Origin of the sequence: Bradyrhizobium sp. UNPA324 (assembly GCF_006658635.1) — a bacterium.
GTDB classification, from domain to species: Bacteria; Pseudomonadota; Alphaproteobacteria; order Rhizobiales; family Xanthobacteraceae; genus Bradyrhizobium; species Bradyrhizobium nanningense.
Genome location: NZ_LFJD01000004.1, coordinates 4,909,811 through 4,925,952, shown reverse-complemented (window position 1 = coordinate 4,925,952; position 16,142 = coordinate 4,909,811). Strand labels below are relative to the sequence as shown.

Below are 16,142 nucleotides of genomic sequence, written 5' to 3'. Positions count from 1 at the left end.
GCGGCGGGTTAAGTCGATTTTTACTTTGCCGCTTCAATGTAACGGTCAGTCGGTTGTTTGGTCCCGCGTCGCCGACAGCGTCGCCTGAGTCAGAGTTCTTGAGTCATGGTAGAGTCGCGTCGCGGGGCGTCTGCAAGGGCGCCCCGCACAAATTTCGAGTCTCCGTCGCATCGCATCGTCCTCGGCGATTGCGTCGCCGAGATGTCGAAGCTTCAGGCCGGTTCGGTCGATCTCGTGTTCGCCGATCCGCCCTACAATCTCCAGCTCAAGGGCGATCTCAAGCGCCCTGACGAATCCCACGTCGACGCCGTCGACGACGACTGGGACAAGTTCGATTCGTTCTCCGCCTATGACGATTTCACCCGCGCCTGGCTGCTTGCCGCCCGCCGCGCGATGAAGCCGTCGGCGACGATCTGGGTGATCGGCTCCTATCACAACATCTTCCGCGTCGGCGCGATCATGCAGGACCTCGGCTTCTGGCTCCTGAACGACATCGTCTGGCGCAAGTCGAACCCGATGCCGAATTTCCGCGGCCGCCGCTTCACCAATGCGCACGAGACCATGATCTGGGCTGCGCGCGACGAGAAGGCCAAGGGCTACACGTTCAATTACGAGGCGCTGAAGGCCGCCAACGAGGACGTGCAGGCACGGTCCGACTGGCTGATTCCGCTCTGCACCGGCGAGGAGCGCCTCAAGGGCGCCGACGGCAAGAAAGTGCATCCGACGCAGAAGCCGGAAGGCCTGCTCGCGCGCGTGCTGCTGTCCTCGTCGAAGCCCGGCGATCTCGTGATCGATCCGTTCAACGGCACCGGCACCACCGGTGCGGTCGCAAAACGCCTCGGCCGCTCCTATATCGGCTTCGAGCGCGACAAGACCTACGCCAAGGCCGCCGAAGCGCGCATCGCCGCGGTCGAGCCGCTGCCGGAAGCGAGCCTCGCCCCGTTCATGACTGCGCGCGAGGCGCCGCGGGTCGCGTTCTCCGAACTGATCGAGCGCGGCATGATCATGCCCGGCACGAAGCTGTTCGACGCCAAGAAGAAGCTCGGCGCCCTGGTGCGCGCCGACGGCGCCATCATGTTCGGCGACAAGGTCGGCTCGATCCACCGCATCGGCGCGGTGGCACAAGGCGCGCAAGCCTGCAACGGCTGGACCTTCTGGCACGTCGAGACCAAGAAAGGTCTCAAGCTGATAGACGAGCTGCGCGCCGAGATCCGCGCCGGCATGGCGGCGGAGTAGCCGCTTTCGGCGGTCCTGTAGGGTGGGCAAAGGCGCCCTCGCGCCGTGCCCACCATCTCTCCAAGACACACAGATTTCGTGGGCACGGCGCTTCGCGCCTTTGCCCACCCTACGGCACCTTGAACGGGGCGACAGCCAGCACTAGATTCGCCCGATCAGCCTCCTGGCCGGCCTGCTCCCATGCGACGACAGTCCGAGACATTGCTGCTGGTGCCGCTGCTGCCGATCTTTCTGGTCGGCATGTTTCCGATGTTCCTGATCGCCCTGCTCGGATTCTTCAGCCTCGCATTGTTCGGCGTGCTCGTCATCTCTGTCGGGCTCGCCAGCAGCAACGAGGCTCACGACAATTTCAATCACGACGTCATCGTCCACGGCTATGCCCGCGGATCGGAGCGCAAGGCGCGCGCCTCCGACATGCACCTCGCCGCGCGGCTCGGGCTGCGCCTGGAGGCGGTCGGCGCGGCGATGGTCCTTACGGCGGCGATCGGGCTTTGTTACGCCGGCTGATCTGCGTGGCGCGCAGGTGCCGCCCGGCAAACTCGCCGGTTGCCCTCTCCGACGCGGTTCGGGCAAGAGAAGCGGCGCGGCAATGACGCTGCATTCGCGTCTGGCAACAAACCCTGGGGAGATCGATGCTCAAATTCTATTTCAACGGATCGCCGAACCCGACCAAGGTCGCGCTCTACCTGGAAGAAGCCGGCCTGCCTTTCGAGCCGGTGAAGATCGACACCCGCAAGGGCGAGCAGTTCACGCCGGAATTTCTCAAGATCAATCCGAACGCCAAGGTGCCGGCGATCGACGATGGCGGCACCATCGTGTTCGACAGCAACGCCATCCTGCTCTACCTCGCCGAGAAGACCGGCAAGTTCCTGCCCGCCGCGAGCGTGCGCGGCGAGACGCTGTCATGGCTGATGTTCATCGCAACCGGCGTCGGCCCATATTCGGGCCAGGCGGTGCACTTCAAGCATTTTGCGCCGAAGGACCAGAACCACGACTACGCCCATAACCGCTACCAGTACGAGACCGACCGCCACTACAAGATTCTCGACGGCCACCTCAAAGGCCGCCGCTACATGGTCGGCGACGACTATTCGATCGTCGACATGGCGCTGTGGGGCTGGGCGCGGATGCTGCCGTTCAAGCTCGGCGACGACGCCTTCGCGCGATACCCGAACGTGAAGCGGCTGGTCGACGAGATCTCGGCGCGCCCCGCAGCAGCGCGCGCGATCGCCTTGAAGGACAAGTTCACCTTCAAGGCCGAGATGGACGACGAGGCGCGCGCCAACATGTTCAAGCACATGACGACCAAGGTCGCCTGATCGCGCGACGACGCTGTTCGGGCCACGCGCATGCGCGTGGCCCATTTGCTTTCAGGACTCAGGCGGCGTGGACCGAGCTGAGGAACTTGGCGACTTCCTGCTTCAGCCTGTTGCTGTCGGCCGACAGCGACCGTGCCGCGGACAGCACTTGCGACGAGGCCGATCCGGTCTCCGACGCGCCGCGCTGCACGTCGCCGATATTGGTCGAGACGCGCTGCGTGCCATGCGCCGCCTGCTGGACGTTGCGGGAAATCTCCTGCGTCGCCGCGCCCTGCTGCTCCACGGCGGCGGCCACCGTCGACGATATCTCCGACAGCCGCTCGATGGTGCCGCTGATCTCCCTGATGGCGCCGACCGATTGCTCGGTCGCAGCCTGGATGTTGGAGATCTGCTGGCCGATCTCGCCGGTGGCCCTTGCGGTCTGCTCGGCCAGCGCCTTGACCTCGGAAGCGACCACGGCAAAGCCGCGGCCGGCATCGCCGGCGCGCGCCGCCTCGATGGTGGCATTCAGTGCCAACAGGTTGGTCTGGCCGGCGATGGTGCTGATCAGCTCGACCACGTCGCCGATCCGCGCCGCGGCCTTGGAGAGCTCGCCGACGTGCGCGTTGGTCCTGCTCGCCTGACCGACGGCCTCGCCGGCGATCCGGGCGGATTCCTGCACCTGGCGCGCGATCTCGGACACCGAGGAGGAGAGCTCCTCGGTCGCCGAGGCAACCGCCTGCACATTGGCCGAGGCCTCCTGCGAGGCGCTGGCGACCTCCGTCGACAGGTCCTGCGCCCGCGAGGCGGTCGTGGTCAAGGTGCCGGCGGAGGCTTCGAGCTCGTTCGATGCCGACGACACCGTGTTGACGATCTCGCCGACCGCCTGCTCGAACTGGTCCGCCAGCCTGACCATGTCCTTCTTGCGGCTTTCGGCCTGCCGCGCCTCGAGCTCGGTCTGCTCCGCGCGCATGCGCTCGGTGTCGATCATGTTGTCCTTGAACACCTGGATCGCCTTGGCCATGTCGCCGATCTCGTCGGTCTTGCCACGACCGGGGACCTCGACCTCGAGATTGCCGCCGGCAATCAGCCCCATCGCGCGTGTCATCGAAGTCAGAGGACCGACGATGCTGCGGGCGATCAGGAACGCGACGATGCCGCCGAACAGGACGGCAAGACCGCCCGCAACCTCCTGGACGGTCGTCGTGCCGGCGATCACCGCTTCGGCATGGGTGCGGGAGTCCTGATAGTCCTTCTTCAGGGTCGTTTCCGCGGCCTTGAGCCTGCCGATGCTGTCGACGATGAGCGGCGCGAGGTTCTTGTGATAGATCTCGTCGGCCTGGAGCATCGCGGCGGAGGTCGTCTCGAACGCGGATTTGTAGATACCGAGCGCGGTCTTCACCGACGCGAGCGTGGATCGCAATTCCGTGGCCTGCGGGCTCTTTTCGATCGCCGCGAGCCGTTGCGCCGCCCTGTCGACACTGGCCCGGAAGTTGGCGGGCCCCTGGGCGTCGCGCAGCGCCAGGAAGCGCCAATTTGCGATCCGGACGAGGAGGACCCTGGATTCGAGGTCGGCGACGAGCGCCGCGGTATCTTCATCGACCGCTGCGCGCGCCGCATCGACCAGCTTGCCCATCTTGACGGCCAGATCCTCGCCGCTCGGCAGCAGCGTCGCCTTGCCCGTTCTCGCCTCGTTGACGGCGTCCCCGAGATTGTCACGCAGACTACGCATCTTGGCGACATCTTCAATAAGGCCGTTGTAGAGCGCCCGCCGCTCCTCCGAGAGCGTTCCCTTGGCGCCGACCCGCAACAGCTCGGTCGCCGCGGTTTCGCGCTCTTGCGCCTCCTTCATCGCGGGTTCGTTGGCATCGTAGACGTAGCGCAGATTGGCGCGCTGGATCGCCTGAAGGTGGGTCGAGATCTCCAGCACCCGCGCCGTGCTGTCCGAGAGCGCGGATTGTCTTGCGACCTGATCCTGCACCGCCCGCAAATTCCAGACGGCAACCACCGCCATCACGAGACCAACCGCCACCAGGGCCATGAAGCCTGCGTACAGGCGTCCCCTGATCCGCAAACGAAACTTCGGCATTCCCACTGTCCACCAAGATGCATTTCACTTCGAGCGGCCGAACGATTCCGGCGATCGTCACCGGCCACCCTGGCAGCCGCGCGTCGCGTCCTTGCGACCCACGCTGCACCGCGACACAATGGGGGACACTCGTTAATTGAACCTTCAAATTCTTCGCGCGTGCGCGCATCGTCGCACATAAGATCTGCTGATTTTATCGGCAGCTATGCGAAGTCATGCAAGAATCCGCAGCGTCATGCATAGCGTGGCACGCGATCTATTAAAGGGCGCCTGCAGTTTGCCGAGTGCGCTCCCGACCACTTCGAGTGTGTACGGCTTCTGGACGACCGGCGCCGACGAGGCAAGCTCGGCCGGAAGCGGCGCGCGCTCGCCATAGCCGGTTGCGAAGATGAAGGGCACGCCGATCTCCTTCAGTTTCTGCGCCACCTTGATGCTGCTCTCGCTGCCGCTTCCTCGTCGTCGATTTATTTCCGCCGCACAGGCTTGTTCAGTTCGTAGGCAATCTCGGCGCGGGTCATCCCGCAGTCCTGAAGCTCCCGCTCGGTCATCGCAGCGAGTTGGCACCGGACCCGGGACCGCTGTCGCCGGACCCGCACGAGGTCCACCAGCGTTCGCCACATCCGCACACGCGTTGCGAGGTGTGGCGGACAGGGCCGGCCGGTGGACCCGACATCGTCCAATCCGGTCAGCTCGCAGCCCTCACGGGTGCTTGCGGAAACGAGCCCAGCGCCCTCTCGGTCAGGATCGAGTCGCAATACTCGCGGATCTCCTTGATCTTGCCGCCTTCGAGACGAAACACCAGGCAATAGTCGTTGTCGTAGCGCACGCCCTCGGGCGTGACGTTGTCGCCCTTGGCCTCCACGACGACCACATCGCCGTCGGCGATGAAGCGGTGCGCGACCGTGCGTGTGCGGTCGCGCAGGCGGGTGCGCACATAGCCGTGCAGATCATTGACGATCGCCTCCTTGCCCGAAAAGGTGCGCGACCAGGAATACTGGCCGGTGACGACCCATTTGGCATCCTCGGCAAGGCTTGCGGTGAACAGGGCGCGATCGCGCGCGGCCGGATCGGGATTGGCGGCGGCGGCGAAAATATCCTGCATCAGTTTCTTGTTGGCGCTCGCGCTCATGGCGGCATCTCCGTTTGGTGGGCAACACGGAGATCATCGCGGTCGAACGAGAATTCTTCAAATCGATAGAGAATATGATATCTATTCACTTCATGAATTTGAATTCGCTTGACCTCAACCTGCTGACCGCACTCGATGCGCTGCTGCGCGAGGCCAGTGTCAGCCGCGCCGCCATGCGTATCCGGCTGTCGCAGCCGGCGACGAGCCACGCGCTGCAACGCCTGCGCGACATCTTTGGCGATCCGCTGCTGGTGCGCACCGGCGCGCGGATGGAGCTGACCCCGCGGGCGCTGGCCCTGCGCGCGCCGCTCGCGCAGGCGCTCGACCAGGTGCGCGGGCTGTTCGTGCCAGACGACTTCGATGCCGCGCGCAGCGAGCGGCAATTCCGTCTGATGATGCCGGACCTCGCGGTCGAGCTGTTGATGCCGCCTTTGATGGAGAAGGTGACGCGGGCCGCGCCCAGCGTCCGGATCGACGTCGTGCCGTGGCGAGGGTCGGCGATCTTCCACGCCGAGTTCGCCCGCACCATCGATCTCGTGATCTCGATCGGCAACGCCTTCAAGGGATTCCATCGCCAGCTGCTCTACACCGACAGCGACGCCCTCGCCGTGCGGCGCGGCCATCCAATGGCTGCGAAGCTGAAGCGACGCGAGACGTTCCTGGCCGCGCGCCATGTCGGCGTGATCATCCGGGGCGCCAACGAGGATCTGATCGATACCTGGCTGCGGGCCAAGGGCATCGAGCGGCACATCTCGCTGGTCGTGTCAGGCTATCTCGAGGCACTGCACGTCGCTGCCCGTACCGACCTCGTCGCCTTCGTGCCGCGTCGGCTGATCGCGGCACTGTCGAAGCAGCTTGGGCTCGTCACGGTGACGCCGCCGCTCGACCCCGGCGTCGACGAGCAGTTCATGTTCCATCCGACCCGGGCCCAGATGGACCCTGGCTCGATCTGGCTGCGGCGGCTGATGCTGGAGACGGGACGGGAGCTGGAGCAAGCCAAGCGCAAGCTCTCGTAGGATGGGCAAGGCGGAAGCGTGCTCACCACACTCGTCGACGTGGAAAGATGGTGGGCACGACGCAGAGCGCCTTTGCCCACCTTACAAGAGCTGCGCGCTGGGTCGAACGTCCTCCCAACACACTCGATGTCGTCCCGGACAAGCGCGCCAAAGCGCGCGTAGATCCGGGACCCATAGCACAGGCAGGAATTTGGCGAAGACTGTTCGTTCGGGACTACGACCGAGCGAAATCGACAGAATCCGCGGTATGGGTCCCGGGTCTGCGCTGACGCTTGCCCGAGACGACACCGCCTTTTGTTACGCCTTCTGGGCAGCCATGACCTTTGCCACCGCAGGGCGGTCGGACATGCGCTTGAAATGGTCGGCAATCCTGGGCGTGGCATTGATGTCGACGCTGTCGCCTTCGAGCCAAGTAGACAGGGTGTAAAGATAGGGATCGCAGATCGTGTACTGCTCGCCCATCACCCAGGGTCCCCTGAACATCTTCTGCTCGATCAGCGCGAAGCAAGCGGCCATGGTCTTCGGAACCATCGCCTTCATGTCGGCGAACGAGCTCTCCTGGGTCGCCCAGCGCACGCCGCGCATCTTGTGGGCATGATTGATGTGCACGGTCGAGCACAGATAGGAGTTGAACGACTGCACCTGGGCGAAGTCGAAGGGATCGTCGAGCGGTGCGAGCTTCGCCTTGGGGAAGGTCTGCGCGACGTAAGCCAGCATCGCGGGCGTCTCGGTCAGGATGCCGCGATCGGTCACCAGCGCCGGCACGCGGCCCTTCGGGTTGATCTTGAGATAATCCGGGCTGTTCTGCTGGTTGTCCTTGAAGCTCAGCCGCTCGGCCGTGTAGTCGGCGCCGGCCTCCTCCAGCGTGATGTAGGTGGCGAGCGCGCAGGTGCCGGTGGCGTAGTAGAGCTTGAGCATGTCGGACCTCGTGGGGAAAATCCGAGGTTAGCGGCCCACCGCCGCGCCGTCCATAGGCGACCTCTTCGCAGTTGCCCACGGCCGCCCGGCTGTGCGAAGACGCCGTCAATCGGAGGGGGATTTGTTATGACGGTACTCATCGCCGGTGGCGGCATCGGCGGGCTGACGCTTGCGCTCAGCCTGCACGGAATCGGCGTTCCCGTAAAAGTGTTCGAGAGCGTCGCCGAGCTGAAGCCGCTCGGCGTCGGCATCAACGTGCTGCCGCATGCGGTGCGCGAGCTGATCGAGCTCGGGCTGCTGGACAAGCTCGACGCCAGCGGCGTGCGGACGCGCGAGCTCGCCTATTTCTCCAAGCACGGCAAGCCGATCTGGAGCGAGCCGCGCGGGCTGGAGGCCGGCTACAAATGGCCGCAATTCTCGATCCATCGCGGCACGCTGCAACAGCTCCTGCTCGACACCGCGGTCGAGCGGCTCGGCCGCGACAATATCCTCACCAGCCATCATCTGACCGGATGGACCGAGACTGCAGACGGCGTGCGCGCCGAGTTCATCGACCGGGCAACCGGCAAGGCCGCAGGGACCTATGAGGGCGCTATCCTGATCGCCGCCGACGGCATCCATTCCGCCGCGCGAGAAAAGCTCTATCCAAACGAAGGCCCGCCGATCTGGAACGGCCGCATCCTCTGGCGCGGCGTCACGCCGGCGAAAGCCTTCCTCACCGGGCGCACCATGATCATGGCCGGGCATGAGATCCTGAAATTCGTCTGCTATCCGATCAGCAAGGAGCCGGACGCGTCCGGCAACCATCTGATCAACTGGGTCGCCGAGCGGCACATGCCGCCGACCTATCAGTGGCGGCGCGAAGACTATAACCGCACCGCGCGGCTGGAAGAGTTCCTGCCCTGGTTCGAGAGCTGGCGCTTCGACTGGCTCGACGTGCCCGGTCTGATCAGAAACTGCCCGCATGCCTATGAATATCCGCTGGTCGACCGCGATCCGGTCTCGCAATGGACCTTTGGCAAGGTCACGCTGATGGGCGACGCCGCGCACCCGATGTACCCGATCGGCTCGAACGGCGCCTCGCAGGCGATCCTCGATGCCCGCGTCATCACCCGCGAGATTCTCGCGCATGGCCCGACGACCGCGGCGCTGCTTGCCTATGAGGCCGAGCGCCGGCCCGCCACCACCGATCTCGTCCTGCTCAACCGCAAGAACGGTCCCGAGCAGGTGATGCAGCTGGTCGAGGAGCGCGCGCCCGACGGGTATAAGGTCGTCACCGACGTGCTGTCGCAACAGGAGCTTGAAGACATCGCCGCGAATTACAAGCGCGTTGCGGGATTCCAGGTGGAAGCGTTGAACGCGAAGCCGCCGATCGTGAGCAAGGACGCGCGGGCGGGTTAGCCCATTATCCCACGGCGGACTTCCCTTCACCTCGCCCCGCTTGCGGGGAGAGGTCGGATTGCATCGAAGATGCAATCCGGGTGAGCGGGGTACAGGCCTCACGACAGTCTCACGTTTGGAGAGAGGCCCCTCACCCCACCCTCTCAGCGCGAGCGAAGCTCGTCGCGGCCCCGTAAGAACGGGGCGGGAGCGAGACCCGCCTTACTTCAGCACCCTCGCCGCTTCGAGCAGCCGCTCGCTGGCGCTCGCCGTCGCCAGCACCGTGCCATCCTCCGCCATCAGCTTCGCCTCGACGAACGCAATGGTCCTGCCAAGCTGGATCACCTTGGCTTCGCCAATAACCGTACCGGGCTTTGCCGGGCTGAGGAAATTCACGGTCATGCTGATGGTGGTGGTGTAGAGCCGGCCCTCGCTCATCACCAGCACGGCCGGGCCCATGGTGTCGTCGAGCATGGCCGAGAGCATGCCGCCCTGAATGAAGCCCGCCGGATTGCAGAACTCCGGCCTGCCCGCGAAGGCGAGCTTGATCCAGCCTTCCTCCGGACGGGCATCGAGCAGACGCCATCCCAGCAGCTCGGCACAGGGCGGTCTTGGAAAGTTGTCGAGTGCGGTCTTGACCATTGGCAGCCTCCGTTGCGCAATCTCGTAGCGCAACGCTGCTGCCAACGTGCTGTCAGGAGGATCGGCCCGGTGGAAGGTCCAGTGCGTGTGCGATCACCTTGCGCATGACGTTGGGCAGCGCTTCACCGGCCAGGGTCGCGGTCGGCACCCAGCGCATGCCCTCGGGTGCGCGCGTGCGCGCTTCGGCCTTCGCCGTGTAGACCACGAGTTCCAGCGGAAAATGCGTAAAGACGTGGGTGACCACGCCTACCTTGCGCTGCCAGCGCGACAACCCCTTCAACTCCGGCGCACGCCGCTTCGCGGTGGCGTCGTCCTGGCCGGCAACCCAATCCGAACCCGGCACCTCAGTCATGCCGCCGAGAAGCCCCTTTTCCGGCCGGCTGCGGACCAGCAGCTCGTCGCCGCGCGTCACCACGAAAGCGGCGCCGCGGCGCAACGTGCCGCTCTTCTTCGGCGCCTTGCGCGGAAAGGTCTCCTGCGTGCCTTGCGCACGTGCGATGCAATCCTCGTTGAACGGACACAGCGAGCAGGCCGGCTTCTTCGGCGTGCAGATCGAGGCGCCGAGATCCATCGAGGCCTGCGCACTGTCGCCGGCCCGGCTGTCGGCCAGCAACGTCGCCGCCAATTGCTGGATCAGCGGCTTGGCCTGCGGAAGTTCTTCCTCGACGGCAAAGAGCCGCGATACCACGCGCTCGATATTGCCGTCGACCGGCATGGTGCGGCGGTCGAACGCAATGGCCGCAATCGCCGCCGCCGTGTACGGCCCGATCCCCGGCAGCGCGCGCAGGCCCTCCTCAGTGTCCGGAAAGACGCCGCCATGCTCGCCCGTCACCGCGACGGCGCAAGCATAGAGGTTGCGCGCGCGCGAGTAATAGCCGAGCCCGGCCCACATCCGCAGCACGTCGTCCTGCGAGGCCCGTCCGAGCGCGGTGACATCCGGCCAGCGCGCGACGAATTTTTCGAAGTAAGGCCCGACCGCCTTCACCGTGGTCTGCTGCAGCATGATCTCCGACAGCCAGACGCGGTACGGGTCCGACGCCTGCCCCGGCCCGGCGCGCCAGGGTAGCCGGCGGCGGTGGCGGTCGTACCAGGCGAGCAGCAGTGCCGGGCGCGATGTTGCTTTCGACGGCGCGGGTTCCGGCTTGGCCTTAAGGGCAGATTTGGGGCTCATGCTCTCACCCTAACGACGTTACGTCGATCTCTCCACGCCATGCCCGCGCTCGTCGTGGGCATCCACGTCTTTCTTCGCGGGAGAACGTGGATGGCCGGGACAAAGCCCGGCCATGACGGCGAAGCACATGTGGCCCGCCCGCCGAAATGCTATAAGGGCCCATGTCCAAATCCGGTCCCATCTACAAACCCGGCCCGATCAGCGCCAAGCCGCTCGGGATCCTGCTCAACGACGTCTTTGCCGAGGCCTATGCCAAGCAGGGGTTCGCGGCGCGCGAGCTGGTGACGCGATGGGCGCAGATTGCGGGAGCCGAGATCGCGGCTCATGCCGAGCCGCTGAAGATGCAATGGCCACGGCCGGTCGAGGGCCAGCCGCAGGAGCCGGCGACCCTGGTACTACGGGTCGAGGGGCCGATGGCGCTGGAGATCCAGCATTCCGCCGATGTGATCCTGGAGCGGGTCAACCGCTTCTTCGGCTGGAGCGCGGTCGGCAAGCTCGCCTTCCGCCAGGCGCCCCTGTCGCGGCCCCGGGCCCGGAAGCGGCCCGGCCCGCCGGATCCCAAAAGCGTTGCCAAGGTGGCGGAGAGCCTGGGAGATATCGAAGATGAAGACCTGAAGACGGCGCTGGCCCGGCTCGGGGCTGCCATCAAGCGAAATTGAGCCTTATTTCGCGGCCAATCTGGACCTGTCCTGGCCGCACGCCATTGCCTCAAACCACGTTTCAAGCTAGCGACAGGCCGCCCGTGTGGGAACTCGATAAACCCCTTGGGCACGACCACGCCAATTCGGGAGCCGACCGTGATCATCACCCGCCGCGCCTTCACCACGATGCTGTCGCTGACCGGGCTTGCCGCAATCGCCGGGTTCTCGCCATTGCGGTTCATCTCCGAGGCCATGGTCCCTGAAGCATCGGCACAAGCTGCTGCCGACGTGGCCAAGCCGGTGTCGCTGCCCGACATGGCGCTGGGTCCGAAGGACGCCGCCGTCACTATCACCGAATACGCCTCGATGACCTGCCCGCACTGCGCCGCCTTCAACGAGCAGGTGTTCCCCAAGATCAAGAAGGAATACATCGACGCCGGCAAGGTGCGTTACATCTTCCGCGAGTTCCCGCTCGACATCAAAGCCGCCGCCGGCTCGATGCTGTCGCGCTGCGTCGCCAAGGACGATGCGCCGAAATACTTCGCGGTCACCGACATGCTGTTCCGCCAGCAGAACGACTGGGTGGTGAAGAACACCACCGAGACCTTGACGCGGATCGGCAAGCAGGCCGGCCTCACCCAGCAGCAGGTCGAAGCCTGCCTGAAGGACCAGGCGCTGCTCGACAAGATCGCCGCCGACCAGAAATACGCCAGCGACGTGCTCAAGGTCGATTCGACGCCGACCTTCTTCATCAACGGCGAGAAGATCAAGGGCGAAGCCTCGTTCGAGGAGTTCGCCAAGAAGATCAATCCGCTGCTGAAGAGCTGATTCGCAAACGCTACAAATCTGATTCGCGCATCCAAAGCCGTATCTTTCCCGGCATAAATCCCTTGGGAAAAGCGGCTTTCGCCGGTTGCCCTCGCAGCATACCGCGGCCATTGTCCAGCCGCATGAGGCGCCTCGCGCGACTCGCCCGGATAGCGACATTGCCTTCCATGGTATTGTCCCGGCAGGGGGATTCGCGCCTGCCAACAGAGATGCGTGCTTATGAAAATCACCCGCCTGCGCCTTCACGGCTTCAAGTCCTTCGTTGAGCCCACGGACTTCGTCATCGAGCCCGGCCTGACCGGCGTGGTCGGCCCCAACGGCTGCGGCAAGTCGAATCTCGTCGAGGCGCTGCGCTGGGCGATGGGCGAGACCTCCTACAAGAGCTTGCGCGCGGCCGACATGGACGCGGTGATCTTCGCCGGCTCCGGCAACCGTCCGGCGCGCAACCACGCCGAAGTGACGATGACGATCGACAACGCCGATCGCACCGCGCCGGCGGCAATGAACGACAGCCAGCTTCTCGAAATCTCCCGCCGCATCGAGCGCGAAGCGGGCTCGGTCTACCGCATCAACGGCCGCGACGTGCGCGCGCGTGACGTGCAGATCCTGTTCGCGGACGCTGCCACCGGCGCGCGCTCGCCTGCTCTCGTCCACCAGGGCAAGATCGGCGAGATCATCCAGGCCAAGCCCGAGCAGCGCCGCCGCGTGCTGGAAGACGCCGCCGGCGTCGCCGGTCTGCATGCCCGCCGCCACGAGGCCGAGCTGCGGCTGAAGGCCGCCGAAACCAACCTCACCCGCGTCGAGGACGTGATCGGCCAGCTCGCAGGCCAGATGGAGGGTCTGAAGAAGCAGGCCCGGCAGGCGGTGCGCTATCGCGAGGTCGCGGCCAAGGTCCGTAAAGCCGAGGCCACCCTGTTCCACCTGCGCTGGATCGGCGCCCATGCCGACGTCAACGAGTCCGGCCAGACCCACGATCTCGCCGTGCGCGAGATGGCGGAACGCACCCAGCACCAGGCCGAAGCCGCCCGCATCCAGGCGATCCGCGCCGCGGAGATGCCTGCGCTGCGCGATGCGGAAGCGCGCGCCGCGGCCGGGCTGCAGCGCCTCACCAATGCCCGCGAGCTGCTCGACCGCGAGGAAGAGCGCGCCAAGGAGCGCGTCGCCGAGCTCGAGCGCCGCCTTGCCCAGTTCGAGGGCGACATCTCCCGCGCCCAGCAGCAGACCATGGATGCCGACGTCGCGCTGCAGCGGCTCGACACCGAAGATTCCGAGCTGAAGGAAGAGATCAAGTCGCGCGTCGAGAAGCGCTCCGGCGTCGACGAGCGTGTCGCCGAGGCCGAGGCGGTGCTGACCGAAACCGAGCAGCGCTTCGCCGAGCTCACCACCGCGCTCGCGGACCTCACCGCCAAGCGCAATCAGCTCGAGGCCAATGTCCGCACCCATCGTGACAAGCTCGCCCGGCTCGACCAGGAGATCGCCAACGTCGCCGCGGAAGAGCAGAAGCTTGCCGCCGAGACCGGCGGCTTCGGCGACCTCGACGAGCTGACGGCGACGGTCGAGACCGCAGAGCAGACACTGGCGGCTTCGGAAGCAGCCGCGCAAGCCAGCGAAGCTGCCCACGTCGCCGCCCGCCAGACGCTGGAATCCTCGCGCTCGCCGCTGGTCGAGGCCGACAAGCGCGTGCAGCGACTCGAGACCGAGGCGCGCACGATCTCGAAGATCGTCAACGGCGAGACCAAGAATCTGTGGCCGCCGATCATCGACGGCATCACCGTCGACAAGGGCTTTGAAAAAGCGATCGGCGCCGCCCTCGGCGACGATCTCGACGCCCCGATCGACCCGTCGGCGCCGATGCGCTGGACCAATGTCGGCCACGCCGAAGGCGATCCGGAGCTGCCCGAAGGCGCCGTGCCGCTCGCCAATCACGTGCAGGCGCCGGCCGAGCTGGCCCGCCGCCTCGCCCAGATCGGCGTGGTGCCGCGCGAGCGCGGTGCCGAGCTGGTCTCGCAGCTCAAGACCGGACAGCGTCTGGTCTCGCCCGAAGGCGATGTCTGGCGCTGGGACGGCTTTGTCGCGGCGGCTCATGCCCCGACCGGCGCCGCCCGCCGCCTCGCCGAGCGCGCCCGCCTCGTCGACATCGAGAACGAGCTCGAGCAGGCGCGCATCGACGCCCAGATCAAGCGCCAGGCACTGGAGAACGCAGAGTCCGAGTTGCAGATGGCGGCCAGCACCGAGGGTGCCAGTCGCGAAGCCTGGCGCGCCGCACAGCGCGAGCTGAACGTCGCACGCGAGCGCCATGCCAACGCCGAGCGCGAGATCAGCCGCCATGCCGCGCGCAAGGCGACGCTGTCGGAAGCGCACAGCCGCCTCGCCGCCGACCGCGCCGAGGCCGAAGCCGCCTACGAATATGCCGAAGCCGGCATCAGTGAGCTGCCGTCCAGCGAGGACACCGAGACCCAGCTCGCCGCCGTCCGCAGCGACATCGAAGGCCACCGCCGCATGGCCGCCCAGGTCCGCGCCGAAGCGCAGGCGCTGGCGCGCGAGGCCGAGCTCGCCGACCGCCGCGTGCAGGCGATTCTCGCCGAACGCACCGAGTGGCAGAACCGCAAGGAGAGCGCGGCCTCCCATATCGACACCATCCAGGCCCGCATCGCCGAGCTCACGATCGAGCGCAGCGAGCTCGAAAACGCACCGGCCGTGTTCGCCGAGAAGCGCAGCGCGCTGATCACCGAGATCGAGTACGCGGAGAACGACCGCCGCATGGCCGCCGACGCGCTCGCCACCGCGGAAAGCGCGATGGCCGAGACCGACCGCGTCGCCAAGCTGACGCTGGAGGCGCTCTCCAGCGCCCGCGAGGCCACCGCGCGCGCCGAGGAGCGCATGGAAGGCGCACGGCGCCGGCTCGAAGACATCGAGCGCGAGATCCGCGACATGCTCGAGGTCGAGCCGCAGGCCGTCGCAGGCCTTGCCGAGATCGAGCCCGGCGCCGAGCTGCCGCCGCTGCACGACATCGAGGAAGACCTCGAAAAGATGCGCCGCGACCGCGAGCGCCTCGGTGCCGTCAATCTGCGCGCCGAGGAAGAGCTGCGCGAGGTCGAGACCCAGCACACCGGTCTGGTCACCGAACGCGACGACCTGGTCGAAGCCATCAAGCGGCTGCGCCAGGGCATCCAGAGCCTCAACAAGGAGGCGCGCGAGCGCCTGCTGACCTCGTTCGAGGTCGTCAACAACCACTTCAAGCGCCTGTTCGTCGAGCTGTTCGGCGGCGGCGAAGCCGCGCTGCACCTGATCGAAAGCGACGACCCGCTGGAAGCGGGCCTCGAAATCATCGCCAAGCCGCCGGGCAAGAAGCCGCAGACGCTGTCTTTGCTGTCGGGCGGCGAGCAGGCGCTGACGGCGATGGCACTGATCTTCGCGGTGTTCTTGACCAACCCTTCGCCGATCTGCGTGCTGGACGAAGTCGACGCGCCGCTCGACGATCACAACGTCGAACGGTACTGCAACCTTTTGCACGAGATGACCGGCTCGACCGACACGCGCTTCATCATCATCACGCACAACCCGATCACGATGGCGCGGATGAACCGTCTGTTCGGCGTCACCATGGCCGAGCGCGGCGTGTCGCAGCTGGTGTCGGTGAGCCTCGCCGAGGCCGTGGACATTCTCGACCAGAACGTGGCGTGACGCGGCGGTCGCGCCACACCCATTGACGTCATCATCCGCCTTGTGCGCAAATTGCGCACTGGAGCGGATGATCCAGTACGCCGCGGCTTCTCGGTTGACGGCGCTGTCTC

Annotated in this window: 14 protein-coding genes and 1 pseudogene; 8 read left to right on the top strand and 7 right to left on the bottom strand. The window is 66.1% G+C overall.

The window, feature by feature from the left end:
• Nucleotides 1-105 precede the first annotated feature (105 nt).
• The 3 genes from UNPA324_RS23615 (at nt 106) to UNPA324_RS23605 (ending at nt 2,555) form a co-directional block, all read left to right on the top strand.
• Nucleotides 106-1,236, top strand: coding sequence for a site-specific DNA-methyltransferase (locus UNPA324_RS23615; protein ID WP_128916649.1), 1,131 nt, complete (start codon nt 106-108; stop codon nt 1,234-1,236).
• Between the two features lie 180 nt (nt 1,237-1,416).
• A complete protein-coding gene (locus UNPA324_RS23610) occupies nt 1,417-1,743 on the top strand; it encodes a hypothetical protein (RefSeq protein ID WP_141936163.1) in 327 nt (108 codons plus the stop codon).
• A gap of 125 nt (nt 1,744-1,868) precedes the next feature.
• Nucleotides 1,869-2,555, top strand: coding sequence for a glutathione S-transferase family protein (locus UNPA324_RS23605; RefSeq protein WP_128916647.1), 687 nt, complete (start codon nt 1,869-1,871; stop codon nt 2,553-2,555).
• 58 nt (nt 2,556-2,613) lie between these two features.
• On the opposite strand, the gene UNPA324_RS23600 is transcribed toward UNPA324_RS23605, so the two are convergent.
• The 4 genes and pseudogenes from UNPA324_RS23600 to UNPA324_RS23585 all read right to left on the bottom strand — a co-directional run bounded on the left by UNPA324_RS23600 (nt 2,614) and on the right by UNPA324_RS23585 (nt 5,752).
• The gene (locus UNPA324_RS23600) at nt 2,614-4,623 is read right to left on the bottom strand and encodes a HAMP domain-containing methyl-accepting chemotaxis protein (protein WP_181769491.1); all 2,010 of its coding nucleotides are present in this window, start codon (nt 4,621-4,623) and stop codon (nt 2,614-2,616) included.
• A 213-nt stretch (nt 4,624-4,836) separates the two neighbouring features.
• A pseudogene (locus tag UNPA324_RS23595) lies at nt 4,837-5,070 on the bottom strand (response regulator); the annotation flags it as partial.
• Nucleotides 5,071-5,087: 17 nt separating this feature from the next.
• Nucleotides 5,088-5,243, bottom strand: a complete 156-nt coding sequence (locus tag UNPA324_RS23590; protein WP_128916645.1) for a YjiS-like domain-containing protein — start codon at nt 5,241-5,243, stop codon at nt 5,088-5,090.
• Between the two features lie 65 nt (nt 5,244-5,308).
• Nucleotides 5,309-5,752, bottom strand: a complete 444-nt coding sequence (locus tag UNPA324_RS23585) for a nuclear transport factor 2 family protein (RefSeq protein WP_141936158.1) — start codon at nt 5,750-5,752, stop codon at nt 5,309-5,311.
• Between the two features lie 92 nt (nt 5,753-5,844).
• On the opposite strand from UNPA324_RS23585, the gene UNPA324_RS23580 reads away from it, so the two are divergent.
• Complete coding sequence (locus tag UNPA324_RS23580) at nt 5,845-6,768, top strand: LysR family transcriptional regulator (RefSeq protein ID WP_128916643.1); 924 nt, start codon at nt 5,845-5,847, stop codon at nt 6,766-6,768.
• A 297-nt stretch (nt 6,769-7,065) separates the two neighbouring features.
• On the opposite strand, the gene UNPA324_RS23575 is transcribed toward UNPA324_RS23580, so the two are convergent.
• Nucleotides 7,066-7,686 carry a glutathione S-transferase family protein gene (locus tag UNPA324_RS23575; protein WP_141936156.1) on the bottom strand — a complete coding sequence of 207 codons (621 nt, stop codon included), beginning with the start codon at nt 7,684-7,686 and terminating at the stop codon, nt 7,066-7,068.
• Nucleotides 7,687-7,812: 126 nt separating this feature from the next.
• Here UNPA324_RS23575 and UNPA324_RS23570 point away from each other — a divergent pair, with 126 nt between their 5' ends.
• A complete protein-coding gene (locus UNPA324_RS23570; protein WP_141936150.1) occupies nt 7,813-9,087 on the top strand; it encodes a flavin-dependent oxidoreductase in 1,275 nt (424 codons plus the stop codon).
• Nucleotides 9,088-9,288: 201 nt separating this feature from the next.
• On the opposite strand, the gene UNPA324_RS23565 is transcribed toward UNPA324_RS23570, so the two are convergent.
• On the bottom strand, nt 9,289-9,708 hold the full coding sequence (locus tag UNPA324_RS23565; protein ID WP_141936149.1) for a PaaI family thioesterase: 420 nt from the start codon (nt 9,706-9,708) through the stop codon (nt 9,289-9,291).
• A 52-nt stretch (nt 9,709-9,760) separates the two neighbouring features.
• Entirely contained in the window at nt 9,761-10,879 is a 1,119-nt protein-coding gene (mutY, locus tag UNPA324_RS23560) for an A/G-specific adenine glycosylase (RefSeq protein ID WP_141936145.1), read from the bottom strand.
• A 161-nt stretch (nt 10,880-11,040) separates the two neighbouring features.
• On the opposite strand from mutY, the gene UNPA324_RS23555 reads away from it, so the two are divergent.
• The 3 genes from UNPA324_RS23555 (at nt 11,041) to smc (ending at nt 16,032) form a co-directional block, all read left to right on the top strand.
• Nucleotides 11,041-11,538 (top strand): DUF721 domain-containing protein, encoded by a 498-nt coding sequence (locus UNPA324_RS23555; protein ID WP_128916638.1) that lies wholly within the window; start codon nt 11,041-11,043, stop codon nt 11,536-11,538.
• Between the two features lie 138 nt (nt 11,539-11,676).
• Nucleotides 11,677-12,348 carry a DsbA family protein gene (locus UNPA324_RS23550; protein WP_128916637.1) on the top strand — a complete coding sequence of 224 codons (672 nt, stop codon included), beginning with the start codon at nt 11,677-11,679 and terminating at the stop codon, nt 12,346-12,348.
• 219 nt (nt 12,349-12,567) lie between these two features.
• Nucleotides 12,568-16,032: a chromosome segregation protein SMC gene (smc, locus tag UNPA324_RS23545; RefSeq protein ID WP_141936143.1), complete on the top strand. Its 3,465-nt coding sequence runs from the start codon at nt 12,568-12,570 to the stop codon at nt 16,030-16,032.
• Nucleotides 16,033-16,142 lie beyond the last annotated feature (110 nt).